We start from the raw sequence: 24,315 nt of genomic DNA, 5'->3' as shown, positions 1-24,315 counted from the left end.
CGATCTCAACCGGAGCGATGCAGCTTCGCCACACTTCGCGGAAGCGCCGAGGTTTCGGCGCTGGCCAATTTGAGATTTCTGCGTCAAAAATCGTGCCGCGGGCGACGGATATCCCGGCGGACTGCCGTTAATTCGTTCAGGTGCTCTGTTTGCGCAGGCCGCCGGGGCGGCTAGAATTGCTTGAGCGTACACCCGTCGGGTTTGCCAGACTGTCGCTTTCTCGTGCGACAGACGGGCGGGGCTGCAATCCCTAGGCATGGGCGAGAGACGATGCAGAAATGCTTTCGGCACCGAGGGAGCGAGCGCGCAATGTTGCCGCTTGGCGCACTGCTGGTCGCCCTTGCGCTGACGGCATGCGATCGGCCGCAGGCTCAGAACAAGAGCCAGCAGGCAGCGCCGCCTCCTGCCGTCACGACGAGCCAGCCTGTCGTGAGTGAGCTCGTCGAGTGGGACGAGTACACGGGCCGCTTCGAGGCCGTTGCGAGCGTCGAGGTTCGTGCGCGCGTGTCCGGCTACGTCGACAGGATCGCCTTCGTCGATGGCCAGGCGGTGAAGAAGGGCGATCTTCTGTTCGTGATCGACCCGCGCCCCTTCGAGCGCGCGCTCGCCCAGGCCCAGGCCGAGCTCGAGCAGGCGCGCACGAAAGCGCAGAACTCTGCACTGGATGTCGAGCGCGGCAAGCCGCTCCTCGAGCGCAAGGTCATGTCGGAGAAGATGTTCGACGATCGCGCGAACCTGCTGAGGGAGGCCGAGGCCGCGGTCAAGGTCGCGGATGCCAAGGTCGCGACTGCCGAACTCGAACTCGCCTTCACGCGTATCACCGCGCCGATCGACGGCCGCATGAGCCGCGCCACTGTGAGCCTCGGGAGCTGGATCTCGGCGGGTGGCACGGCCAACGCGACATTGCTCACGCTGCTCGTGACGCAGGATCCGATCCACATCTATTTCGACATCAGCGAGAACAATTACATCAAGTACAAGCGCATGGCGGAGCTGGGCGCGCTTGGGGGCAAGGACGGTAAGGGTGCCGACGTCGAGGTCGCGCTGCCCGACGAGACGGCGTTCGCGCACGGCGGCAAGCTCGACTTCGTCGACAACCGTCTCGATCCCGGCACGGCAACGATGCGCGCCCGCGCCATTCTCGCCAATGGCAAGCAGATATTCTCGCCGGGCATGTTCGCGCGCGTCCGGCTTGCGGGTACGCCGCTGAAATCGACCGTCCTCCTGCCGGATGCTGCGATCGGCACGGACCAGGCCAACAAGTTCGTGCTCGTCGTTGCCGAGGATGGAATGGTCTCTCGGCGCAATGTACAGCTCGGGCCGCTCCATCAGGGGCTTCGCATCGTTCGCCAGGGCGTCGGCCCGCAGGACTGGGTTGTCACGAGCGGTCTTCAGCGCGCGCGTCCAGGGCAGAAGGTGACGGCCAATCGCGAGACGTTGCGCCTCTCCGCTGTCCGTCCCGCTGCGAGCGACGCGCCGGTCAGTCGGTAAGCACCTTCGGGCTCTTGTCGCCGACCGCGCCGTCTGCATGGAGCTGGCAGCACGGCTGCAGCATTCGGCCTTGACAGCGGCGGCCTGCCGGCTGGCTTATTGAGCGCGCTAAATCGCCGCCAGCCTCCACGGACCGAATGCTCTCATGACAACGCCACGCCTCTTCACGCCGCTCGCCATCCGCGATGTGACGTTCAAGAACCGCATCGTCATCGCGCCTATGGCGACATACTCGGCAGTGGATGGCATTGCCCAGGATTGGCACCTCGCTCATCTCGGCCGCTTCGCTCTCGGTGGCGCAGGCTGCGTCATGGTCGAGGCGACGGCGGTGACGGACCAGGGACGTATCACCAATGGCGATCTCGGCATCTGGTCGGCCGAGCACGCAAGGCCCCTGAAGCGCATCGCCGCTTTCATGAAGCAGCAGGGGACGATCCCGGCGATCCAGCTCGCGCACGCCGGCCGCAAGGGCTCCATGCAGCGGCCCTGGCACGGCAATGGCGCGCTCACGGCGGAGGATCTCGCGCGCGGAGACAAGACCTGGCCCATCGTGTCGGCCGTCGCCGAGCCGATGGCGCCTGGCTATATCGTCCCGCAGGCATTGAGCGTTGCCGATATTGGCCAGCTCGTGCAGGACTGGGCGGCTGCGGCCGGGCGGGCCGTCGATGCCGGCTTCGAGATGATCGAGATCCACAATGCGCACGGCTATCTCGCGCATCAGTTTCTCTCGCCGCTCTCGAACAAGCGCAATGACGCCTATGGCGGCGACTTCGCCGGCCGCACGCGCTTTCCGCTCGAGATCGCGGAGGCCGTCCGCAAGGCCATTCCGAAGGGGATGCCGCTTTTCCTGCGTGTCTCTGCCGTCGATGGCATCGATGGCGGCTGGACCATGGACGATACGGTTGCCTACGCGAAGGCGCTCAAGGCGCGCGGCGTCGACGTGATCGATTGTTCGTCCGGCGGTCTCGTCGGCTCGGCGACGGCAGCGCGCGTGAAGCGCTCGTGGGGCTTCCAGGTGCCCTATGCCGAGCGCGTGCGCCGCGAGGCTGGGATCATGTCCATGGCGGTCGGCCTGATCGTCGAGCCGGCGCTCGCCGAAGACATCCTGCAGAAGGAGCAAGCCGATCTCATCGCGATCGGGCGTGAGGCGCTGGTCAATCCCTGCTGGCCGCAGATGGCCGAGGTGGCGCTCGGGCGGGCGATGAAGGACGCGCTCGACGGCTGGACGGTGCAGTATGGCTGGTGGCTCAAGTTGCGCGAGCGCACGATCGCCGACATCCGCGCCGACGAGGCGCGGTAGGATTAGAAGAATGATGGGCAGGACACGCTAGGGAGGCGCGAAGCCATGAAGCTGATGATGTTCAAGAAGGGTGCCGGAGAAGCTCTCGGCGTCGTCGAGGGTGATAGCGTCATCGAGGTCGGCTCGGCAGGAGCGAACCTCTACGACGTGATTGTGGGGGGGCCGTCAGCCCTCGCGGCGGTGAAGGCTGCCGCAGCCAAGGGGACGAAGCAGCCGCTCGCCTCCGTGAAGCCGGCGCTGCCGATCGCGCGGCCGGGCAAGTTCCTCTGCATCGGTCTGAATTATGCGGCCCACGCTGCCGAAGGTGGCCACGCGACGCCGACCTACCCGGCGCTGTTCCCACGCTTCCACTCCTCGCTCGTTGCCGCCGGCGAGCCGGTCATTCGGCCGAAAGAGTCCATCCAGCTCGATTATGAGTGCGAGCTGACGATCGTGATCGGCAAGGGTGGTCGCCATATCCCGGAGAGCAAGGCGCTCGATCACGTCTTCGGCTATACGCTGTTCAATGACGTCTCGGTGCGCGACTTCCAGCGCAAGGGCGCGCAGTGGACGCCGGGCAAGAACTTCGACGGCACTGGCCCGCTCGGTCCGGTGGTGGTCACGGCCGACGAGCTGCCGCCCGGCGCCTCGGGCCTGCGCATCTGCACCCGGGTGAACGGCGAGACCATGCAGGACAGCAATACGTCCGACATGATCTTCTCGACGGCGAAGATCGTCGCGATCATCTCCGAGTTCATGACCCTCGAGCCGGGCGACCTCATTGCCACCGGCACGCCCTCGGGCGTCGCCCATGCGCGCAAGCCCCCGGCCTGGATGAAGGCGGGCGACAAGGTCGAGGTGGAGGTCGAGAAGATCGGCATCCTGGCGAACCCGATCGTCGACGCGGCGTAGGCCGCATTTCGGCGGGCCCTGTCAACATATCAGGCTATTCGCCGAGAACATGCGGGCTGCGGCAGATCGGGCCTAGTGTCCCCATTCCGAAGTTCGCCAGTGTCCAGCCCGGGGGAGGAGCGAACTTCGGAATGTGAAGGGACACTAGATTCATGGGTTTACTAGTGCGATTCAGATCGTGAAATTCGCTAGGGAGACATGTCGCCACTGTGGGCGAATTTCACGATCATCGCACTAGCATACCGCGGCGCACCACGCTAAAGAGTGCGGCGACCGTGTGGCGCGCCGCACGGGCCCCGCCTGATTCCTCGCGCAGAAACGGGACGCGAATGGCCAAGAAGCTGATCATCGACGGCACCGAGATCGAGGTCGAGGACGGGATTACGCTTCTCCAGGCATGTGAGCAGGCAGGGATCGAAGTTCCTCGTTTCTGCTACCACGAGCGCCTGTCCATTGCCGGCAACTGCCGCATGTGCCTTGTCGAGGTCGTGGGGATGCCGAAGCCGCAGGCCTCCTGCGCCCTCGGCGTGAATGACCTGCCGCCCAACCGCGACGGCACGCCCAAGGTCATCAATACCCGCTCGCCCATGGTGAAGAAGGCGCGCGAGGGGGTGATGGAATTCCTGCTGATCAACCACCCGCTGGATTGCCCGATCTGCGATCAGGGCGGCGAGTGCGATCTCCAGGATCAGGCCATGGCCTTCGGCAAGGGCGGCACACGCTATGTCGAGAACAAGCGCGCCGTCGACGAGAAGTACCTGGGCCCGCTCATCAAAACGATGATGACGCGATGTATCCAGTGTACGCGCTGCGTCCGCTTCATGACCGAGGTCGCGGGCGTCGAGGAACTCGGCGCCATCGGCCGCGGCGAGGATATGGAGATCACGACGTACCTCGAGCAGGGGATGATGTCGGAGCTCTCCGCCAACGTCGTCGACCTCTGTCCGGTCGGCGCGCTGACGCATCGGCCCTGGGCCTTCAACGCGCGTCCCTGGGAGATGCGCAAGACCGAATCGATCGACGTCATGGACGCGCTCGGCGCTGCCATCCGCGTCGACACGCGCGGCCGCGAGGTCATGCGCATCCTGCCGCGCAACAACGATGCGGTGAACGAGGAGTGGATCACCGACAAGACGCGCCACGTCGCTGATGGCCTCAGGACGCAGCGGCTCGATCACGCCTACGTGCGCCGCAATGGCCGCCTCGAGCCCGCAACCTGGACCGAGGCGCTCGATCTCGTCGCGAAAAAGCTCACCGGGACGGCGCCCGAGCGGATCGGCGCCATTGCCGGTGATCTCTGTGGCGCGGAGGAGATGTTCGCGCTCAAGTCGCTGCTTGCCGCGCGCGGTGTCGCCAATCTCGACTGTCGCCAGGATGGCGCCAAGCTCGATCCGGCGCTCGGCCGCGCGAGCTATCTCTTCAATTCCGCGATCGAGAGTATCGAGAAGGCGGATGCGATCCTGCTCGTCGGGACGAACCCGCGCCTCGAATCGGCCGTGCTCAACGGGCGCATTCGCAAGCGCTGGCGCCACGGCGGCGTCAGCATCGGTCTCGTCGGCGCGCCCGCCGACCTGACCTACGGCGCCGACCATCTCGGCACGAGCCCGGACACGCTCATCGAGATCGCCGAAGGCAAGAGCGCCTTCTCGGGAATTCTCCGCCAAGCCCAACATCCCATGGTAATCGTCGGCATGGGCGCTGCGGCGCGTCCCGATGGCGCCGCCGTCCTCGCGCTTGCCGCCAGGATCGCGCGCGATGCCATGGCGGGCAAGGATGCGGGCTGGAATGCCTTCAACGTGCTGCACACGGCAGCGTCGCGCGTCGGCGGGCTCGATCTCGGCTTCGTGCCGGGCAAGGGCGGGCTCGATGTGCCCGGCATGATGGCCGCGGCCAACGAGGGCCGCCTCGACGTGCTTTATCTGCTCGGCGCCGACGAGATCGACATGAACCGCCTGGGCAAGGCGTTCGTGATCTACCAGGGCAGCCACGGCGATGCCGGCGCGCACCGCGCGGATGTGATCCTGCCGGGCGCGACCTACACCGAGAAGGATGCCACCTACGTCAATCTCGAGGGCCGAGCGCAGATGACGGCGAAGGCCGCCTTCGCGCCGGGCGAGGCGCGCGAGGACTGGACGATCCTGCGCCAGCTCTCGGCCGTCATGGGGGCGACGCTGCCCTTCGACGACATGCGCCAGCTCCGCGCGCAGATGTTCAAAGCGGCGCCGACGCTCGCAGCACTCGATTCAGTCTCGCCGGCGGCAGCCAGTGGCGTCGAGCGCCTTGCCGAGCGCACCGGCAAGATCGAAGACACGCCGTTCACGTCGCCGATCCGCGACTTCTACATGACCAATCCGATTGCCCGCGCCTCCGCAGTGATGGCGGAGCTGTCGATCATCAAGGCGGGCAGTGGCCGCATACGCGCGGCAGCGGAATGAGGCAGGCCAGCACGCATGTTTCCGACAACCTTTGAAACCTGGTGGGATTACGCGCTCTGGCTCGCGCTGACAGTAGGCGCAAGCCTGCTGCTGCTCGTCTCGCTGCTGGTCATCATCGCCTTCCTGCTGCTCATGGACCGCAAGGTCTGGGCGGCCGTGCAGATGCGTCGCGGCCCCAATGTGGTCGGTCCGTTCGGCCTCCTGCAGTCCTTCGCAGACCTCCTGAAGTTCGTGCTGAAGGAGCCGGTCATTCCGGCCGGCGCCGACAAGGGCGTGTTCCTGCTCGCGCCGCTCGTGACCTCGGTGCTCGCGCTCGCGGCCTGGGCCGTGATCCCGGTCGGCAGCGGCATCGTGATCTCGGACCTGAATGTCGGCATTCTGTACTTGTTCGCGATCTCCTCGCTCGGCGTCTACGGCATCATCATGGGCGGCTGGGCGTCGAACTCGAAGTATCCCTTCCTCGGATCTCTGCGCTCGGCGGCGCAGATGGTGTCCTACGAGGTCTCGATCGGTTTCGTGATCATCACGGTCCTGCTGCTGGTCGGCTCGCTCAACATGAGCGCGATCGTGATGTCGCAGAAGACCGGCATTGGCACGGCGATCGGCTTGCCCAACTCGTTCCTCGACTGGAACTGGCTGGTGCTCTTCCCGATGTTCGTCGTGTTCTTCATCTCGGCGCTCGCAGAAACCAACCGTCCGCCCTTCGACCTCCCCGAGGCGGAATCGGAACTCGTCGCGGGGTTCATGGTTGAGTATTCATCGACGCCGTACCTGCTGTTCATGCTCGGCGAGTACGTGGCGATCGTGACCATGTGTGCACTGACGACCATCATGTTCCTCGGTGGCTGGCTGCCGCCGGTTGACATCTGGTTGCTGAACTGGATTCCGGGACCGATCTGGTTCCTGCTCAAGGTCACGTTCGTCTTCTTCATGTTCGCGATGGTGAAGGCCATGGTGCCGCGCTATCGCTACGATCAGCTCATGCGGCTCGGCTGGAAGGTGTTCCTGCCGCTCTCGCTCGCCATGGTCGTGGCGGTGGCTGCCATCCTCCACTTCGGAGGGCTCGCGCCGTGACCCTCTCGATCGCACGCACAACTGCACGAGGCCGCCCATGAGCGTCGCCCAAGGTGTGAAATCGCTCTTCCTGAAGGAGTTCGTCTCGGCGTTCTTCCTTTCCATGCGCTACTTCTTCGCGCCGAAGAAGACGCTGAACTATCCCTTCGAGAAGGGGCCGCTGAGCCCGCGCTTCCGCGGCGAGCACGCACTGCGCCGCTACCCGAACGGCGAGGAGCGCTGCATTGCCTGCAAGCTCTGCGAGGCCATCTGCCCGGCGCAGGCGATCACGATCGAGGCCGGCCCGCGCCGCAATGACGGCACGCGGCGCACGACCCGCTACGACATCGACATGGTGAAGTGCATCTACTGCGGCCTGTGCCAGGAGGCCTGCCCGGTCGATGCGATCGTCGAGGGGCCGAACTTCGAGTTCGCGACCGAGACGCGCGAAGAGCTCTACTACGACAAGGCGCGCCTGCTCGCGAACGGCGACCGCTGGGAGCGCGAGATCGCGAAGAACCTCGCGCTCGACGCGCGCTATCGCTGACGGACGTGTGGCGCGCTGCTACGCGGGGCGCGGGAGATGATCGAGGGATGAGGATTAGCGGATGGCATTGACGGCGCTCTTCTTCTATCTGTTCGCCGGCGTGACGGTGATGTCCGGGCTCCTGGTCATCGTCGCGCGCAATCCCGTGCACGCGGTTCTGTGGCTGATCCTCGCCTTCTTCAATGCGGCAGGTCTTTTCGTGCTGCTCGGGGCCGAGTTCCTGGCGATGATCCTCGTCGTCGTGTACGTCGGCGCCGTCGCGGTGCTCTTCCTCTTCGTCGTCATGATGCTCGACGTCGATTTTGCCTCGCTGCGCGCCGGTTTCATCCGCCATGCCTCGATCGGGGCGTTCGTCGGTCTCGTGCTGCTCGTCGAGCTGATCATGGTGGTCGGTTTCCGCGTGGTCGGGAAGGCGAGCGACGTCGTGGCCGGGGCGGCGAAGGCGCCGGCGTCGACCGGGCCGGTGCTCACCAACACCGAGGCGCTGGGCCGGCTGCTTTACACGCAATACGTCTACTTCTTCCAGGCGGCAGGTTTGATCCTGCTCGTGGCCATGATCGGCGCCATCGTGCTGACGCTGCGCCACAAGGAAGGCATCCGTCGCCAGTCGATCGCGGCCCAGAACGCGCGCACGCCGGCGGCGGCCATCGAGGTCGTGAAGCTCGCGCCGGGCCAGGTCATCGTGCCGAGCGGGGAGCGCCGGGGATGAAGAACGGGCTCGACCATCAGGATCATGGCTCGAATGTCGTCTCTCTCGCCGGCGCCCGTAAGCAGGCCAAGGAAGCCGAGCGCGCCCGCAAGGCGCACGCGCGCGGCGAGCGCCGGCCGACGAAAGGGCAATGGCTGATGAGCGCGTTCCTCGTGGCGCTGGCGATCGGCGGCGTTTTTGCGCTTGCGGTACCGCTGCTGCGCGCGGCCGGCATAGTGGGGAGCTGAGGGAGCACCATGGATATCGGGCTCGGACACTATCTCACGGTCGCGGCGTGCCTGTTCACGCTCGGCATCTTCGGCATCTTCCTCAACCGCAAGAACGTGATCGTCATCCTGATGTCGGTCGAGCTCATGCTGCTCGCGGTCAACATCAACCTCGTCTCGTTCTCGAGCTACCTCGGCAACCTCACCGGCCAGGTGTTCGCGCTGTTCGTGCTGACGGTCGCGGCCGCCGAGGCGGCGATCGGCCTTGCGATCGTGGTCGTCTATTTCCGCAACCGCGGCACTATCGCGGTCGAAGACATCAACATGATGAAGGGCTAGCTAGCGCCGCCGGCTCTTCCGTGTCTGCGCCTTCCGGGACCAACGCATGATCTATCAGGCCATTGTCTTCCTCCCGCTGCTCGGCGCGCTGATCGCCGGCTTCTTCGGCCGCTTCATCGGCCCGCGCCCGGCGGAGCTGATCACCTCGGGCTTCCTGGTGATCGCGGCGGTGCTTTCGTGGGTTGCCTTCTGGCAGGTCGGCATCGGACACGCGACCGACAAGATCACGCTCATGCGCTGGGTCTCCTCGGGCGAGCTCGACGTCTCCTGGGGTATTCGCGTCGATACGCTCACAGCCGTGATGCTCGTCGTCGTGACGACGGTCTCGGCCCTCGTGCACATCTACTCCATTGGCTACATGCACGAGGATCCGCACCGGCCGCGCTTCTTCGCCTATCTCTCGCTCTTCACGTTCGCCATGCTCATGCTGGTGACGGCGGACAATCTCCTCCAGATGTTCTTCGGCTGGGAGGGCGTGGGTCTCGCCTCCTATCTGCTGATTGGCTTCTGGTATCAGAAGCCCGAGGCCAATGCGGCCGCGATCAAGGCCTTCATCGTCAACCGTGTCGGCGACTTCGGCTTTTCGCTCGGCATGTTCGGCGTGTTCTTCATTTTCCAGACGATCAGCCTCGACGCCGTGTTCGCCGCGGCCCCGCAGCACGCCGGCAAGACCATGGGCTTCCTCGGCTACGAGGTCGACATCCTGACGACGCTGTGTCTGCTGCTGTTCGTCGGTGCCATGGGCAAGTCGGCGCAGTTCCTGCTGCACACCTGGCTCCCGGACGCCATGGAAGGCCCGACGCCGGTCTCGGCGCTGATCCATGCTGCGACCATGGTGACCGCCGGCGTATTCATGGTGGCGCGCCTCTCGCCGCTCTTCGAGTATGCGCCGGTCGCGCTGCAGGTCGTGACGCTGGTTGGCGCCGTGACGGCATTCTTCGCGGCGACCGTCGGCCTCGTCCAGAACGACATCAAGCGCGTGATCGCCTACTCGACGTGCTCGCAGCTCGGCTACATGTTCGCGGCGATTGGCGTCGGCGCATATTCGGCGGGCATCTTCCACCTCTTCACGCACGCTTTCTTCAAGGCCCTCCTGTTCCTTGGCGCGGGCTCGGTGATCCACGCCATGCATCACGAGCAGGACATGCGCCACATGGGTGGCCTGCGCTCCAAGATCCCGATCACCTGGGCCATGATGCTGATCGGCACACTGGCGCTGACCGGCGTCGGCATTCCGTTCGTTGCGGGCTTTGCGGGCTTCCACTCCAAGGACGTGATCGTGGAAGCGGCCTATGCCGGGCACACGCCCTTCAACTACGCCTTCTGGCTGCTGGTTATCGCCGCCTTCATGACCTCGTTCTACTCCTGGCGGCTCATGTTCATGACCTTCTACGGCCGCACACGCGCCGACCACCACACCTACGAGCACGCGCGCGAGAGCCCCTATGTGATGCTCGTGCCGCTGTTCGTTTTGGCAGCGGGTGCGATCTTCGCCGGCTTCATGTTCAAGGGGCTATTCGTCGGCGACGGCTACAAGGAGTTCTGGGGCAAGGCGATCTTCGAAGGGCCGGGCAGCCACATCATGCACGCCATTCACGAGGTGCCGGCGTGGGTCGCGGTGTCGCCGTTCCTCGCCATGCTGGCGGGCTTCGGCCTCTCCTACGTCTACTACATCCAGGCGCCCTGGCTGCCCGAGGCGACGGCGAACGCCTTCCGCCCGCTGTACCTCTTCCTGCTCAACAAGTGGTACTTCGACGAGCTCTATGACCGCATCTTCGTCAGGCCCGCTTTCGCGATCGGCAACTTCCTCTGGAAGAAGGGCGATGGCGCTGTCATCGACGGCACGATCGACGGCACCGCGAACCGCGTGCTCGTGACGGCAAACAACGTCGCCAAGCTGCAGACGGGCTACATCTACCACTATGCCTTTGCCATGCTCATTGGGCTCGCGGCGCTCATTACCTGGTTCATGCTCGGCACGGGAGGCGTGCGATGAACCTCGCCGGCAACAGCCTCCTGTCCGTCGTCACTTTCCTGCCGGCGACGGTCGCGATCTTCATGTGCTTCCTTAATTCGGAAGCCAAGCAGAACGCGCGCTGGATCGCGCTCTGGACGACGCTCTTCACGTTCGCGCTCTCGCTGATCATCTGGATCAACTTCGATCCCGCCAACCCCGACTTCCAGTTCGTCGAGGAGCGGGCGTGGCTCGGTCCCATCAAGTACAAGATGGGCGTCGACGGCATCTCCATGCTGTTCGTCGTGCTGACGGCTTTCCTCATGCCGCTCTGCATCCTGGCGAGCTGGGAATCCGTCGAGGAGCGCGTCAAGGAATACATGATCGCGTTTCTAGTGCTCGAAACGCTGATGATCGGCGTCTTCTGCGCGCTCGATCTCGTGCTCTTCTACATCTTCTTCGAGGCTGGCCTCATCCCGATGTTCATCATCATCGGCGTGTGGGGCGGTGCGCGGCGCGTCTACGCGAGCTTCAAGTTCTTCCTCTACACGCTGCTCGGCTCGGTGCTGATGCTGCTCGCCATGCTGGCCATGTACTGGTACGCCGGCACGACCGACATCCCGACGCTGCTGAGGACGGATTTCCCCGTCGGTATGCAGTGGTGGCTGTGGCTCGCCTTCTTCGCCTCCTTTGCGGTGAAGATGCCCATGTGGCCCGTCCACACGTGGCTGCCCGACGCGCACGTCGAGGCGCCGACTGCGGGCTCCGTGATCCTGGCGGGCATCCTGCTGAAGATGGGCGGCTACGGCTTCCTGCGTTTCTCGCTGCCGATGTTCCCGGTGGCGTCCGTGGATTTCGCGCCGCTCGTGTTCCTGCTCTCGGTGGTGGCGATCGTCTACACATCGCTCGTGGCGCTGGCGCAGGAGGACGTGAAGAAGCTGATCGCCTACTCGTCCGTCGCCCACATGGGCTTCGTGACCATGGGCATCTTCACGTTCTCGCAGCAGGGCGTGGACGGCGCGATCTTCCAGATGCTCTCGCACGGCATTGTCTCGGCCGCGCTCTTTCTCTGCGTCGGCGTCGTCTATGACCGCATGCACACGCGCGAGATCGCGGCCTATGGCGGCCTCGTCAACCGAATGCCGATCTACGCCTTCTGCTTCATGGTCTTCACCATGGCGAACGTCGGCCTGCCGGGCACGTCGGGTTTCGTCGGCGAGTTCCTCACGCTCCTGTCGGCCTTCAAGGCCAATACCTGGGTTGCCTTCTTCGCAACGACGGGCGTGATCCTCTCGGCGGCCTATGCGCTCTATCTCTACCGCCGCATGATCTTCGGCGTGCTCGAGAAGCCGAAGCTCAAGGCCATTGCCGATATGACGCCGCGCGAGATCGTCTTCATGGCGCCGCTCGTCATCCTGACCATTCTGTTCGGTTTCTATCCGGCACCCGTGCTCGATGTCACCGCGAAGTCCGTGAACCAGCTCGTCGAGCGGCACACGACGGCCGTCAAGAAAGCGCGTGGCGAGAGCGCGACGCGCGTGGTCATCAGTCCAGCAGCGGCGCCAACGCGCTGAGCACACCTGAGAGAGGCTCGCTTTTCAGATGTCCGCCCTCGCCGTCTATGCCCCGCTGCTTCCCGAGCTGATCCTCGCGCTCGGCGCCATGGCGCTTCTCATGCTCGGTGTGTTCCGACCTGAAGCCCAGGAGGAAGCCGGCCGCATCATGTGGCTGGCAGTCGCCGTGCTGCTCGCGTCGGGTTTCGCTGTCCTGCAGGGTGCGGGCAAGCAGCAGCTCTTCGACGGTGCCTTCGTCATCGACTCCTTCGGCCGCTTCATGAAGATCGTCGTGCTCGTCGCCGCGGCCGGCGCGCTCGTCCTTTCATTCGACGAGATGTCCGAGAGGAAGGCGCTGAAGTTCGAGTATCCCGTCCTCGTCCTGCTGGCGGCTACCGGCATGATGATGATGGTCTCGGCCAACAACCTCATTTCGCTCTACCTCGGCCTCGAGCTTCAGAGCCTCGCGCTCTATGTGGTCGCGGCCATCCGGCGCGACTCGACGCGCTCGAGCGAGGCTGGCCTCAAGTATTTTGTCCTCGGCGCGCTTTCCTCGGGAATGCTGCTCTACGGCGCCTCGCTGCTCTACGGCTTTGCCGGCGCGACAAGCTTCGAGGCCATTGCCGCTGCCGCGCGTTCACCGGGGGCAGGACAGGATCTGTTGCTCGTCTTCGGTCTCGTCTTCCTGCTCGTGGGCATCGCCTTCAAGATCTCGGCCGTGCCCTTCCACATGTGGACGCCGGACGTCTACGAAGGTGCGCCGACGCCGGTGACGGCCTTCTTCGCCTCCGCGCCGAAAGTCGCGGCCATGGCGCTCTTCATCCGCATTGTCATCTCGATGTTCGCGGGCGTGCAGCCGCAGTGGCAGCAGATCGTCGTGTTCCTCGCGATCGCCTCCATGCTGCTCGGTGCCTTCGCCGCCATCCGGCAGACGAACATCAAGCGACTGATGGCGTACTCCTCGATCGCGAACATGGGGTATGCGCTTGTCGGTCTCGCCGCGGGGACGGTCGAGGGCGTGCAGGGTGTGCTCCTCTACATGGCGATCTATGTCGTCATGACGCTCGGTGCCTTTGCGGTCATCCTTGCCATGCGCCGCGACGGCACGGCCATCGAGGACATCAGCGAGCTCGCAGGCCTCTCCAAGACCAATCTGCCCATGGCCTTTGCCATGGCCATGTTCATGTTCTCGCTTGCCGGCATCCCGCCACTCGCGGGCTTCTTCGCCAAGCTCTACGTGTTCATGGCAGCCATCAAGGCGGAGCTCTATACGCTCGCCGTGATCGGCGTGCTCGCGAGTGTGGTCGGCGCCTACTATTATCTGCGCATCGTGAAGCTGATGTTCTTCGATGAGGCCGGCCAGCCTTTCGAGCCGACGCTGCCCAAGGAAAGGGCCGTGCAGTGGGTGGCCATGGTGCTGGTCATCGCTTTCGTGCTGCCCATCATTTCCGCACCGCTGGTCGAGGCAGCAGCAGCGGCAGCGCGTACGCTCTTCTAGGAAATCTGATGCCGGACCGGCCTCTCCCGTATGCGTTGCCTCCGGTTGAGCTCCTCGATGAGGTCGGCTCCACGAACGACGAGGCGCATCGGCGTGCGGCCGCCGGTGAGCGCGGGCCCATCTGGATTGCGACACGTCGCCAGACGGCGGGCAAGGGCCGCTCGGGCCGCGCGTGGGTCGAGGCCAGCGAAGGGAATGTCGCAGCGACACTGCTGTTCGCGCCGAACTGTCCGCCGGCGCGACTGCCGGAGCTGTCACTGGTCGCCGGCGTTGCCACCTACGATGCGGTCGCCGAAGCCCTCACCGGCAGCAGGGCCGGGCGTGTCGAGCTGAAGTGGCCGAACGACGTGCTGATCGAGGGGGCTAAGATCTCGGGCATTCTCATCGAGTCCGGCACCTATGGCGGCACGCTCATGTCGCTCATCGGCATCGGCATCAATGTGGCCTCCGCGCCGGACGTCTCGGATCGGGCGGTAACCTCTCTCTCCGCGCGTGGGAGCTCTCTCGCGGCGCGCGAAGTTCTCGACCTGCTCGTCGCGCACACCGCGCACTGGCTCGCCACATGGGAAGCAGCCGACGGCTTCGCCGCGATCCGCGCCGCCTGGGCCGCCCGCGCCATACCGCTCGGGCGCCCGCTCGAGATCAAGACGCAGGATGGCCCGGTCGCGGGCGCGTTCGCGGGGCTCGACGACGATGGCGCCCTGCTGATCGATCTGCCGTTGGCTGGGCGGCGCCGCTTCACGTTCGGTGACGTCACTGTGCTGCCGTCCGAGCGGGCCTGAGGTCACATGATGGCACGCACGCGCACACCGGAATCCAAAGGCGATAGTGAGCTGGTCGTCCTCGCCCTCGGCGGGCTCGGCGAGATCGGCATGAACTGCTATCTCTACGGCCTCGGCCCCGAGCGCGCGCGCAAGTGGCTGATGATCGACCTCGGTATTACCTTCCCCGAAGGCGAGTTCGATCCCGGCGTCGATGTCATCATGCCGGATCTCAAGTTCATCGAGAGCCGGGCGAAGGATCTCTGCGGTCTCGTGCTCACGCACGCGCACGAGGACCATTTCGGCGCGGTCATCGAGCTTTGGCCGCGCATCAAGGTGCCGATCTACGCGACGCCCTTCACGGCAACGCTGCTCAAGACCAAGCTCGCCGAGCAGACGGGCGGCAAGCTCAAGATCCCGATCCACGAGATCCCGCTCGGCGGGACGTTCGATGTGGGGCCGTTCTCCATCGAGCTCGTGAATCAGGCGCACTCGATTCCCGAGCCGAACGGTCTCGCGATCCGCACGCCGCATGGCCTCGTCTACCACACGGGCGACTGGAAGCTCGACAAGTCGCCGGGCGCGGGCCTGCCGCCGGACGAGCTGCGCTACAAGGAGCTCGGCGAGGAGGGTGTGCTGGCGCTCGTCTGCGACTCGACGAATGCTATGCGCGACGGCCGCTCCCCCTCGGAAGAGGATGTCGCAGCATCGCTCGCGCGCATCATCAAGCAGGCCGAGCAGTGCGTGATCGTCACGACATTCGCCTCGAATGTCGCGCGCGTGCTGGCTGTCGCAAATGCGGCGCGTGCAGCGGGGCGGCGTCTCGTCGTGGCGGGGCGCGCGCTCCATCGCATCATCCAGGTGGCGATCGAGACGGGCTACCTGCCGCCGGATTTCGTGTACGCCGACCAGCAGCGCTTCAGCGACTATCGCCGCGATGAGATCGTGGCGCTGGTCACCGGGAGCCAGGGCGAGCCGCGCGCCGCGCTCGCACGCATTGCCGAGAACGCGCATCCTGACATCTCGATTGCGAAGGGCGATCTCGTCATCTTCTCCTCGCGCACTATTCCCGGGAACGAGCGGGATGTCGGGCGCATCCAGAATTCGCTCGTGCGTATGGGCGCCGACCTCGTGACCGACAACGAGGCGCTGGTGCACGTCACGGGGCATCCGCGGCGCGATGAGCTGAAGCAACTCTATGGCTTGCTAACGCCCAGGATCCTCATGCCCATGCACGGCGAGATGCGCCACCTTGCCGAGCACGCCAAACTCGGGCGGGCCGCGGGCATCAAGGAGGTCGTTGTCGCGATCAATGGCGAGGTGGTCGCCCTCGCGCCGGGCCGTCCGGCGATCGTCGACGAGGTGCCGGTCGGGCGCATTTATCGCGACGGCAATCTGCTGATCAGCGCCGAGGACATGTGCATTCGCGAGCGGCGCAAGCTCGCTTATGTCGGCGTGATCGTCGTGTCGCTCGTGCTTTCGCGCAACGGCAAGATGCTCGACGATCCCGAGGTGGTCATGGAGGGCATTCCCTCCGAGCGCCCGGGCGGCGGCGCCATGGAGGACATGGTGCTCGATGTCGTCGAAGGCACGATCGAGAGCATCCCGCCCAAGCGCCGCAGCGATGTGGAGATGGTGCGCGAGGCCGTGCGTCGCGCCGTGCGCGCGTCGGTCGATCAAGTGTGGGGCAAGAAGTCTGTCGTGCGCGTGATGGTCTCGCAGCTCGACGTGAAGGGGTGAGTTCCTCTCCTTCTCCCCGTCCTTACGGGGAGAAGGTCGGGATGAGGGGCGGCGGCATACTCAAACGTTGGCGCAAGTTCCGGCCCCTCACCCTAGCCCTCTCCCCGCAGGCGGGGAGAGGGGATACCCGCTACCTCACGAACCCCAAGCTCCCGCGCGCGTCCGGCTTCGAGCGGCTGATGTCGCTCATGATCTCGGCAAGACGCGCGGGATTGTCGAGAACGCCGAGCACCTCCGCCTGCTTTCTCGCCTTCGCGAAGTCGCCGGGCGTGAGATTGGCGATGCCGGCGGCCTCTGCCGGAATACGGTCCGTGCCGAAGAAGACCTGCCAGGCGCGGCGCAGGCCGGGCTTGTCGAGATAGCTCAGCACGATCTGGAAGGTGAAGCGGCGCAGCGAAGCACTGTCGACGCGCTCCATGAAGTTCGTCGTGAAGCACACTGGCAGCGGATGGTCCTCCATCCACGTCAGCATCTCATTGACCTGCGTGATCTCCCACGAGCGTGTGGCATCGCGGCGATCGAGCAGCAGGCTGTCCGCCTCGTCGAAGACGAGCATGGCATCGCTCTCGCGTGCCTCCTCGAATGCGCCGGCAATCTGGCGCTCGGTCTCGCCGACATAGGGGCCGAGAATGTCGGAGGCGCGCTTGAGGATGATCTCGAGCCCGAGGCGTCGCGCGAGGTCGCGCGCGAAGGCGGATTTGCCTGTGCCGGGTGGTCCCGACAGACAAATCGAAAAGGCGCGCGCCTGCGCGGCGACGAGGCGGTCGGAGAGCGCGGCAAGATCCTGATCCGAGCAGACGAGCAGGGGATCAAAATCGGGGATCGCGCCGGCCTTGCGCGCGACGACGCCCGAGACCGCGCGGACAATGCCGAGCGCGGCGCGCTCGATGGCCTCCGCGCCGCCGCCCGAGAGCTTGGCCGCCTTGAGGGCATTCTCGTAGATTGCGGGTGTGGCATCGAGCCGGCGCGCGAGGGCCTCGGCTTCGCTCGCCGTGAGCTTCAAGTCCATACGCGCGGCGAGGCGTTCGAGAATGCGCTGGCGCTGGACGGCGGGCGGCCGCTTCAGCTCGATGGCGAGCGTCATGCGCCTCAGCAGCGCTGGGTCGATGTGCTGTAGCTCGTTGGACGTCCAGATGATCGGTACTGGGTTCGTTTCGAGCAGGCGGTTCAGGTAGACCTTCGAGCCACCACGCCTGATGAGGTGGACGGCGACGTCTTCCATCTCGTCGAAGAGCAGAGCCGTGCGCGGCTGGCTCCCGAGCAGGCGCTGCGAGAACGTGATGTCGGCAAGGCGCTCGGAGCGGTCCGCCTCGCGCTCGTCGGAGGCGCTTTCGCCGGTCGCGAAGAGCGCGGCGTCTGCATCCACGGCCGCGACCTTGGCGAGCTCCGTCTTGCCCGAGCCGGGCGGACCATAGAGCAGGATGTTGACGCCCGTCGCGCCTGTGTCGACGGCACCGCGCAGGACTGCGGCGATGAGGTCGCGGTCGGCCGTGATGTGGTCGTAGTCGCCCATGGTCACGCTCGGGGCGAGCGGATCGCCGAGGATGGCGTTGCGCATCTCGTCGAACGAGCTGAACGTGCGCTCGAGGCAGGCATTGACGCGCGTTGGGATCGTGAAGCGCGCATCGTACCCAGCGAGCGTGGTGCTCTGGTCACGCACCTGCAGAAGGCCGGCCGCGACCAGCTCGCCGCCCGGTGCCAGCAGCTCCTCGGTGGCGCGCGGATGCACATCGCAGAGGAGCGAGACGGCGCGCGTCATGGGCCCGCAGTAGTCGGCGGCGGCATTGGCGAGATATTGCACCTGCTCGAAGCGCGTCGAGCAGGTGAAGAGGCCGAGCAGGCGCCAGGCGGCATTCGGAAGGCCGAGGGCTTCGACGAGGCGCTCGACGTTCGTCGCCATGGGCTCGGGCCGAGGCGTCTCCTTGGCGGCGCGGTCGAGGCTGACGACGACGGCGTCCCGGTGCTTCGACCAGGCCTTCTCGAACTCGGCAGGCTTGTAGGCCATGTAGCCGCCGAGGGCTTCGACGAGCGGGGTCGGCAGCGGCAGGCTCAGAACATCCGAACGCTCGTTCAGCCAGACGAGCAGGTTGCGCGCCGAGCGCAGCGTCAGATCCTGCCGAACGAGAAGCCGGGTCAGGTAGCGCGCAATGAGGCCGCGCTCGATGTCCGTAATCATGCTCATTATTGATTTGCCGCCGGCTGAAGGGCAGGGATCCCCCGATGGCCCATGCTAAGCCGGCTACCGCCATTCGGGAAGGTATTGCTTCTGCTGCCAAGATGGGCGCCGGGCCGCTTCAGACGCACTAAGATCAAGTTCCTGCTTGCGCTTCCCGGCTGCTCCAGCCATTTCTTCAGCCGCGGGGCCCAAGTTCCCGCCGATACAACCTTGATGGCAACCCTCATCACCGGAGTCGCATGAGCTATTTTCCAGATCACCTTGCCGACCGCTACCGGCGCTTCAAGCTCCGCCATTTCATCCCGCACCAGGATGACTACGAGCAGCTCGCCAGCCATGGCCAGAGCCCCGAGGTCATGGTCGTGAGCTGTTGTGACAGTCGCGTCGAGCCCGAGGCTGTGTTCAGCGCCATGCCGGGCGAGCTGTTCGTCGTGCGCAATGTCGCGAACCTCGTGCCGCCCTACGAAACGGACGGCAAGTTCCACGGCGTCAGCGCGGCATTGGAGTTCGCCGTGCTCAATCTGCGTGTGAAGCACATCGTGGTGATCGGACATTCGAGCTGCGGCGGTGTGCGCGCCTGTATCGACCACGAGGCCACGCGCCAGACCGAGGCCGAGTTCATCGCCAACTGGATGTCCATGCTCGACGAGGCGCGCGATCGCCTCATTGCTGCGAATGCCGGGCAGCCGCCTCCGACCATGCGGGCGGATCTCGAGCGCGAGGGCGTGAAGGTCTCGCTGGCCAATCTGCGGACCTTCCCCTGCGTTCAGACGCTCGAAGGCAAGGGGCGCCTCAACCTGCACGGCGCCTATTTCGACATCTCCACCGGCCAGCTCTCCGTCCTCAACGAGGCAACCAACAGCTTCGTCCCGCTCTGATCCATATCCGGCCCATATCCTGCCCGAACTCGTCCAAGCAACGTGTGAGCGTCTGCGTATGACCACTCTGCCCGATCTTCCCAAGACCGAGGTCGCCATCATCCAGATGACGAACGCCTTCCGCCGCGAGCAGAAGCTCGGGACGCTGTCCTCGAACAAACAGCTTGCAGCGGCTGCGCGCGCCTATGCGGCTTACCTCGCCAAAACCGGCGCCCTCTCCCACACGGCGGACGGGCGCAGTATGGATGCGCGCGTGAGGGCACAGGGCTATCGCTTCTGCTGGCTTGCCGAGAATCTCTCCTGGCGCCGGGACCAGAAGGGCTACTCGACGAGCGCGCTCGCGGGGACGGTCGTGACAGGGTGGAAGAATTCTCCCGGCCATCGCGCGAACATGGCCTCGCCGAAAGTGACGCAGATCGGCGTCGGCGTGGCCCGCGCTCCTGGCGAGACGCCGACGTTCTATTCCGTCCAGATCATGGGCCGACCGCCCGGCGCCGGCTGCCCCGAGGTGCCGCGCAGGTAGGCCACAATCGCGCCTTTCGCGGGCCATGGCAGACGGCGTATAGTCCGCCCGCTCGAGTTGGCCCCGCTCGAGTTGGCAGGAGCCCGCACCGATGTCCGAGATAGCGCCCAAGACCCTCGTCCAGCAGCAGTTCGGCGCCAACGCCGCGGCCTATGCCACATCGGCCGTGCACGCCAAGGGGGCGAGCCTCGCCCGCCTCGTCGAGCTGGTGAAGCCGGGGAAGGATTGGGCGGCGCTCGATATTGCGACGGGGGCCGGGCACACGGCCTTGGCCTTTGCGCCGCACGTGCGGGAGGTGATCGCGAGCGACCTCACACCCGAGATGCTCGATGAGGCGGCCAAGCTTGCCGCGTCCAAGGGCTATGCCAACATGACGACGGCGGCCGCCGATGCCGAGAAGCTGCCCTTTCCCGATGCGCGCTTCGATCTCGTGACATGCCGCATCGCGCCGCATCACTTCCCGGACATTCCGGCATTCATCCGCGAGAGCCGCCGCGTTCTGAAGCCGGGCGGCACGTTCGCGCTGGTCGACAACGTTTCGCCGGACGAGGCGACGACGGCGGGCTTTCCGTCGGCGGAGCTGGCTTCGGCCGCGGATGCCTACAATGCCTTCGAGAAGAAGCGCGATCCCTCGCACGGCCGCGCACTGACGACCGCCGAATGGACGCGCGACATTGCCGCGGCGGGCCTCCAGCTCGTGCATACGGAGCACGCGCCCAAGGCCATGGATTTCGCCACATGGTGCAAGACCATGAAGGTGCCCGAGGCGACGGTGGTCGAGTTGCGCGCCATGCTGACGGGCGCGAAGGGGGCCTTCGCTGCTTTCCTCAAGCCGACGTTCGATGGCGACAAGATCGGCTTCACGCTCGACGAGCTCATTGCCATTGCACGCAAACCTGCCTGAACGTTGCCCTGCCTGAACATTGGAGTGCCTAGATGCTGAATTTCTGGGATGCGAGCTGGGGGCTCGACGAGCGCCTGTGCCCTTGCGACGTGCACTTTGCCGAGTACCTCGAGGAGAAGGGCATCAAGGGTGCTTCGATCTTCCACTTCGGCACGGGCAGCCATCACATTCTGGGCTTGAGGACGGCAGAGAACGGCTCCAACAACGCCGTGCTCGGCATCACGGCATCGCCCGGCGAATACGATGCCTACATCAAGCTGCTCATCGAGAAGCCGAGGCTCGGCGCCACATACAAGGCCTACTTCGGCGACATCTACCAGCTCGATCCGCGCCTGCTGCCCGAGTTCGACTACGTCACGAACTTTCACACCTGCGAGTTCCGCACCGAGAAGAACGACGCCTATGGCGCGTTGACCGATCTCGAGTTTACGCTCGTCCTTGCGGACCGGATCAGGCTGGGTGGCGAGATGCACTTCTACACGGGTTCCGATGGCTACAAGGCCACGCTCGCGGTCATCGAAGGGCTGAAGGCTCAGCGCGGCTTCACGGACACGGGCTCGTTCAAGACGCTGCGAATTCTGACGAAGCCGCGCTGATCGCGAAGGAACGGCAACGTGAGCAAGCCGAAGTGGCAACCGAGCACGATCGCCGCGCAAGCGGGCGGCGCTGTCGATCCCGTCACGGGCGCGATCGTGCCGCCGATCCAGATGGCCTCGACCTTCGAGCGCGATCCCGACAATGCCTATCGCCGCGGCTACATCTACGCGCGCCCCGATAACCCGAACGTGCGGCAGGCGGAGAGCGTTCTGGAGGCGCTTGAAGGCGCTGCGGCGTGTATGCTTATGGGCTCGGGGATGGCAGCCGCGACGACGGCATTTCTCGCGCTCGAACGGCCCGCGCACGTGGTCGCGCCCGAGGTCATGTACTGGGCGCTGAAGGGATGGCTCGCGAACATCGCGCCGACGCTCGGGATCGAAGCGACGTTCGTCGATGCGACGAACCTCGATGCGATCCGTGCGGCCATCCGGCCGGGCAAGACGCGCATGATCTGGATCGAGACGCCGGCCAATCCGCTCTGGGGCATCAGCGACATCGCGGCAGTAGCCGAGGCGGCCCATCAGGCGGGGGCGCTGCTCGGTGTCGACTCGACAGTCGCGACACCGGTGCTCTCGCAGCCGATCGCGCTCGGCGCCGATATCGTCATGCACTCGGCGACCAAGTACCTCAACGGTCACTCGGACATCATCGCGGGTGCGCTGCTCTTTGCGCGCGCGGATGCGCTGCTCGACCGCGCGAAAAGCTTGCGCTCGGGGCTTGGTGCCGTGCTGTCGCCTTTCGAGGCTTCGCTCCTGCTGCGCGGTATGCGGACGCTGCACCTGCGCGTCGCGCATCAGTCGGCGTCGGCCATGACCATCGCGCGGCACTTCGCGGCCGACCGCCGTGTCGTCGAGGTGCTCTATCCCGGTTTGCCGGGACCCGGCCATAACGTCGCTGCGAAGCAGATGCAGGGCGGCTTCAGCGGGATGCTCTCGATCCGCGTCGCTGGCGGCGAGGCTGCAGCGATCGCTGTCGCTGCGCGCGTGCAGCTATGGAAGCGGGCCACGTCGCTCGGCGGTGTGGAGAGCCTCGTCGAGCACCGCGCGAGTGTCGAAGGCGCCGGCACGCCGTGCCCGCCGGATCTGCTGCGCCTCTCCGTCGGCCTCGAAGATCCTGCCGACCTCATCGCCGATTTGGATCAGGCTTTGGGGTAAGCTGGTCGTGGCTTCGCCACGAGCAGGGCTGCCGCCCTTGCAACCCGCCCGGGGGACACCCCCGGACCCCCGTCTTTTATGGACTCGGAGCACGCCACGAGCGCCGGCATGTCCCTTCTCCCCGTCCTTGTCGCGCTGGAAGCGCGCCGCTGGCGCGACGAGAAGGTTAGGATGAGGGGCGGCGGCATACGCTGACGTCGGTGCAAGCCGCTGCCCCTCACCCCGACCCTCTCCCCATTGAAGGCAATGGGGAGAGGGGGAAGTAGGGCGCAACACGCGAGCGCTGTCCGCTCGCGGGCGAGGGGACGCGATTGGCACCGGCGCACAGCAGTCATGAGCGCGCGACTGCGCGCCGGCCGGTAGGCCGTACCAGGAAGCCACAGCACCTCTTCCCAGCAGCCCGCGGCACTATTCGACGAGCGCGGCCTCGGCGTCGGCGCGGATGCGCTGGACCATGGAATTGAGGCCATTCGAGCGCTGTGACGTCAGGTGATCGGAAAGCCCGAGCTCGCCGAAAACGGCACGGGCGTCGGTGCCGATCACCTCCTCCGCCGTCCGGCCGGCAAAGAGCGTGAGGAGGATCGCGACGAGACCGCGCACGATGTGCGCATCGCTGTCGCCCTGCATCTCGAGCACCGGCGCGCCGCCAGGGCCTGCGGGCCAGCGCGTTGCAAGCCACACCTGGCTCACGCAGCCGCGCACCTTGTTCTCGGGCGTACGCTTCGTCTCGTCGAACGCGGGCAGCTCACGGCCGAGCTCGATGACATAGCGGTACTTGTCCTCCCAATCGTCGAGGAGAGCGAAGTCGGCGCGAATGTCGTCCAGCGTCATGTGAGGCCTGGGAGGTTCTCGATTGCTGTTGTCCTACACGTGGTGCGCGGGCAGCTCAAGACAAGTCGCCGCAGCGACGCGCCCCCGGGAACCTTTTGCGGGGGACACGGTTTATTGGCGAAGGGAGTGAACGCTTCAGCTCGGAGGTCTAAGCACGGGTTCGTGAAGCAGTGCTGAACAATTGCGTGATAATGCAATGCCCTATGCAACCGGTACAGCGGCGGCTGGCGACGCGGCGCCACGCATCCGCCGTGTTTCCGTGTGCTGATGGGCCGATCGAGGTAACTCCCTTTAGTGCGAGGGCGCTTCGACATGAGAAATGAAACATCACCGGAGCTGGATACGTCCGCGATCCACATGCTCCATCGTGCCAGTCAGGCAGCGGACGAGCTCTTCGCCAGCGAAACTTCGGGCGCCGACCTGACACCGCGGCAGTTCGCAGTATTGGCTGCGCTGGAAGTGCTCGAGAGCGCGAGCCAGACCCAAATCGTCGACGCGACCGGCATCGATCGCTCGACGCTTGCGGATATCGTCAAGCGGCTCGTCAAGCGTGGGCTGCTCAATCGTCGTCGCTCGCGCTCCGATGCGCGCGCTTATGTGGTGCGCCTCACGCCGGAAGGGCGTGACGTGTTGCTTGCGACGAAGCCGGCGGCCCGCCGGGTCGAGGAGCGTTTGCTCGAGCAGGTACCGGGTGCGCGCCGCGACGATCTGCTTGCGGCGCTCGAGGCCATTATCGGTGGCCTGAGCACACATCCGACGCCGAAGGCTGCGTAGA

Annotated in this window: 22 protein-coding genes; 20 read left to right on the top strand and 2 right to left on the bottom strand. The window is 65.6% G+C overall.

Going from position 1 to position 24,315, the window contains the following annotated elements; all coding sequences use genetic code 11:
• Window positions 1-309: 309 nt before the first annotated feature.
• From CS1BSM3_RS07255 to CS1BSM3_RS07190, 14 genes are all read left to right on the top strand, one after another.
• Window positions 310-1,491, top strand: coding sequence for an efflux RND transporter periplasmic adaptor subunit (locus tag CS1BSM3_RS07255; protein ID WP_174263642.1), 1,182 nt, complete (start codon window positions 310-312; stop codon window positions 1,489-1,491).
• A gap of 145 nt (window positions 1,492-1,636) precedes the next feature.
• Window positions 1,637-2,791 carry an NADH:flavin oxidoreductase/NADH oxidase gene (locus CS1BSM3_RS07250; RefSeq protein ID WP_072386329.1) on the top strand — a complete coding sequence of 385 codons (1,155 nt, stop codon included), beginning with the start codon at window positions 1,637-1,639 and terminating at the stop codon, window positions 2,789-2,791.
• A 45-nt stretch (window positions 2,792-2,836) separates the two neighbouring features.
• On the top strand, window positions 2,837-3,682 hold the full coding sequence (locus CS1BSM3_RS07245) for a fumarylacetoacetate hydrolase family protein (protein ID WP_072386328.1): 846 nt from the start codon (window positions 2,837-2,839) through the stop codon (window positions 3,680-3,682).
• Between the two features lie 329 nt (window positions 3,683-4,011).
• Window positions 4,012-6,117, top strand: coding sequence for an NADH-quinone oxidoreductase subunit NuoG (gene nuoG / locus CS1BSM3_RS07240; protein ID WP_072386327.1), 2,106 nt, complete (start codon window positions 4,012-4,014; stop codon window positions 6,115-6,117).
• Between the two features lie 15 nt (window positions 6,118-6,132).
• Window positions 6,133-7,191, top strand: a complete 1,059-nt coding sequence (nuoH, locus tag CS1BSM3_RS07235; RefSeq protein ID WP_072386326.1) for an NADH-quinone oxidoreductase subunit NuoH — start codon at window positions 6,133-6,135, stop codon at window positions 7,189-7,191.
• A gap of 37 nt (window positions 7,192-7,228) precedes the next feature.
• The gene (nuoI, locus tag CS1BSM3_RS07230) at window positions 7,229-7,717 is read left to right on the top strand and encodes an NADH-quinone oxidoreductase subunit NuoI (protein ID WP_072386325.1); all 489 of its coding nucleotides are present in this window, start codon (window positions 7,229-7,231) and stop codon (window positions 7,715-7,717) included.
• Window positions 7,718-7,778: 61 nt separating this feature from the next.
• A complete protein-coding gene (locus CS1BSM3_RS07225) occupies window positions 7,779-8,426 on the top strand; it encodes an NADH-quinone oxidoreductase subunit J (protein WP_072386324.1) in 648 nt (215 codons plus the stop codon).
• Complete coding sequence (locus CS1BSM3_RS07220; RefSeq protein ID WP_072386323.1) at window positions 8,423-8,653, top strand: hypothetical protein; 231 nt, start codon at window positions 8,423-8,425, stop codon at window positions 8,651-8,653. The genes CS1BSM3_RS07225 and CS1BSM3_RS07220 overlap by 4 nt, the downstream gene beginning before the upstream one ends.
• 9 nt (window positions 8,654-8,662) lie before the next feature.
• A complete protein-coding gene (nuoK, locus tag CS1BSM3_RS07215; RefSeq protein ID WP_072386322.1) occupies window positions 8,663-8,971 on the top strand; it encodes an NADH-quinone oxidoreductase subunit NuoK in 309 nt (102 codons plus the stop codon).
• Window positions 8,972-9,017: 46 nt separating this feature from the next.
• Window positions 9,018-10,967 carry an NADH-quinone oxidoreductase subunit L gene (nuoL, locus tag CS1BSM3_RS07210; RefSeq protein WP_072386321.1) on the top strand — a complete coding sequence of 650 codons (1,950 nt, stop codon included), beginning with the start codon at window positions 9,018-9,020 and terminating at the stop codon, window positions 10,965-10,967.
• Window positions 10,964-12,499 carry an NADH-quinone oxidoreductase subunit M gene (locus tag CS1BSM3_RS07205; RefSeq protein ID WP_072386320.1) on the top strand — a complete coding sequence of 512 codons (1,536 nt, stop codon included), beginning with the start codon at window positions 10,964-10,966 and terminating at the stop codon, window positions 12,497-12,499. Before nuoL ends, CS1BSM3_RS07205 begins: the two co-directional genes overlap by 4 nt.
• A 28-nt stretch (window positions 12,500-12,527) precedes the next feature.
• On the top strand, window positions 12,528-13,976 hold the full coding sequence (gene nuoN / locus CS1BSM3_RS07200; RefSeq protein ID WP_072386319.1) for an NADH-quinone oxidoreductase subunit NuoN: 1,449 nt from the start codon (window positions 12,528-12,530) through the stop codon (window positions 13,974-13,976).
• 8 nt (window positions 13,977-13,984) lie between these two features.
• A complete protein-coding gene (locus CS1BSM3_RS07195; RefSeq protein ID WP_072386318.1) occupies window positions 13,985-14,758 on the top strand; it encodes a biotin--[acetyl-CoA-carboxylase] ligase in 774 nt (257 codons plus the stop codon).
• 6 nt (window positions 14,759-14,764) lie between these two features.
• Window positions 14,765-16,477, top strand: a complete 1,713-nt coding sequence (locus tag CS1BSM3_RS07190) for a ribonuclease J (protein ID WP_072386317.1) — start codon at window positions 14,765-14,767, stop codon at window positions 16,475-16,477.
• Between the two features lie 130 nt (window positions 16,478-16,607).
• On the opposite strand, the gene CS1BSM3_RS07185 is transcribed toward CS1BSM3_RS07190, so the two are convergent.
• Window positions 16,608-18,659, bottom strand: coding sequence for an AAA family ATPase (locus CS1BSM3_RS07185; protein ID WP_072386316.1), 2,052 nt, complete (start codon window positions 18,657-18,659; stop codon window positions 16,608-16,610).
• A gap of 233 nt (window positions 18,660-18,892) precedes the next feature.
• Here CS1BSM3_RS07185 and CS1BSM3_RS07180 point away from each other — a divergent pair, with 233 nt between their 5' ends.
• The 5 genes from CS1BSM3_RS07180 to CS1BSM3_RS07160 all read left to right on the top strand — a co-directional run bounded on the left by CS1BSM3_RS07180 (window position 18,893) and on the right by CS1BSM3_RS07160 (window position 22,709).
• Window positions 18,893-19,531, top strand: a complete 639-nt coding sequence (locus tag CS1BSM3_RS07180; RefSeq protein ID WP_072386315.1) for a carbonic anhydrase — start codon at window positions 18,893-18,895, stop codon at window positions 19,529-19,531.
• A gap of 58 nt (window positions 19,532-19,589) precedes the next feature.
• The gene (locus tag CS1BSM3_RS07175) at window positions 19,590-20,054 is read left to right on the top strand and encodes a CAP domain-containing protein (protein ID WP_072386314.1); all 465 of its coding nucleotides are present in this window, start codon (window positions 19,590-19,592) and stop codon (window positions 20,052-20,054) included.
• A 91-nt stretch (window positions 20,055-20,145) separates the two neighbouring features.
• Window positions 20,146-20,958 (top strand): class I SAM-dependent methyltransferase, encoded by an 813-nt coding sequence (locus CS1BSM3_RS07170; RefSeq protein ID WP_072386313.1) that lies wholly within the window; start codon window positions 20,146-20,148, stop codon window positions 20,956-20,958.
• 32 nt (window positions 20,959-20,990) lie between these two features.
• The gene (locus CS1BSM3_RS07165) at window positions 20,991-21,554 is read left to right on the top strand and encodes a hypothetical protein (RefSeq protein ID WP_083528409.1); all 564 of its coding nucleotides are present in this window, start codon (window positions 20,991-20,993) and stop codon (window positions 21,552-21,554) included.
• Window positions 21,555-21,572: 18 nt separating this feature from the next.
• Window positions 21,573-22,709 carry a trans-sulfuration enzyme family protein gene (locus CS1BSM3_RS07160; protein WP_072386312.1) on the top strand — a complete coding sequence of 379 codons (1,137 nt, stop codon included), beginning with the start codon at window positions 21,573-21,575 and terminating at the stop codon, window positions 22,707-22,709.
• A 408-nt stretch (window positions 22,710-23,117) separates the two neighbouring features.
• Here the strand turns inward: CS1BSM3_RS07160 and CS1BSM3_RS07155 are convergent, their stop codons facing one another.
• A complete protein-coding gene (locus CS1BSM3_RS07155; protein ID WP_072386311.1) occupies window positions 23,118-23,540 on the bottom strand; it encodes a SufE family protein in 423 nt (140 codons plus the stop codon).
• A 312-nt stretch (window positions 23,541-23,852) separates the two neighbouring features.
• Here CS1BSM3_RS07155 and CS1BSM3_RS07150 point away from each other — a divergent pair, with 312 nt between their 5' ends.
• Window positions 23,853-24,314, top strand: a complete 462-nt coding sequence (locus CS1BSM3_RS07150; protein WP_072386310.1) for a MarR family winged helix-turn-helix transcriptional regulator — start codon at window positions 23,853-23,855, stop codon at window positions 24,312-24,314.
• Window position 24,315: the final 1 nt, after the last annotated feature.

It is taken from the genome of Hyphomicrobium sp. CS1BSMeth3, assembly GCF_900117415.1.
Taxonomy (GTDB): Bacteria; Pseudomonadota; Alphaproteobacteria; order Rhizobiales; family Hyphomicrobiaceae.
This window is presented reverse-complemented; position numbering and strand designations above follow the sequence as displayed.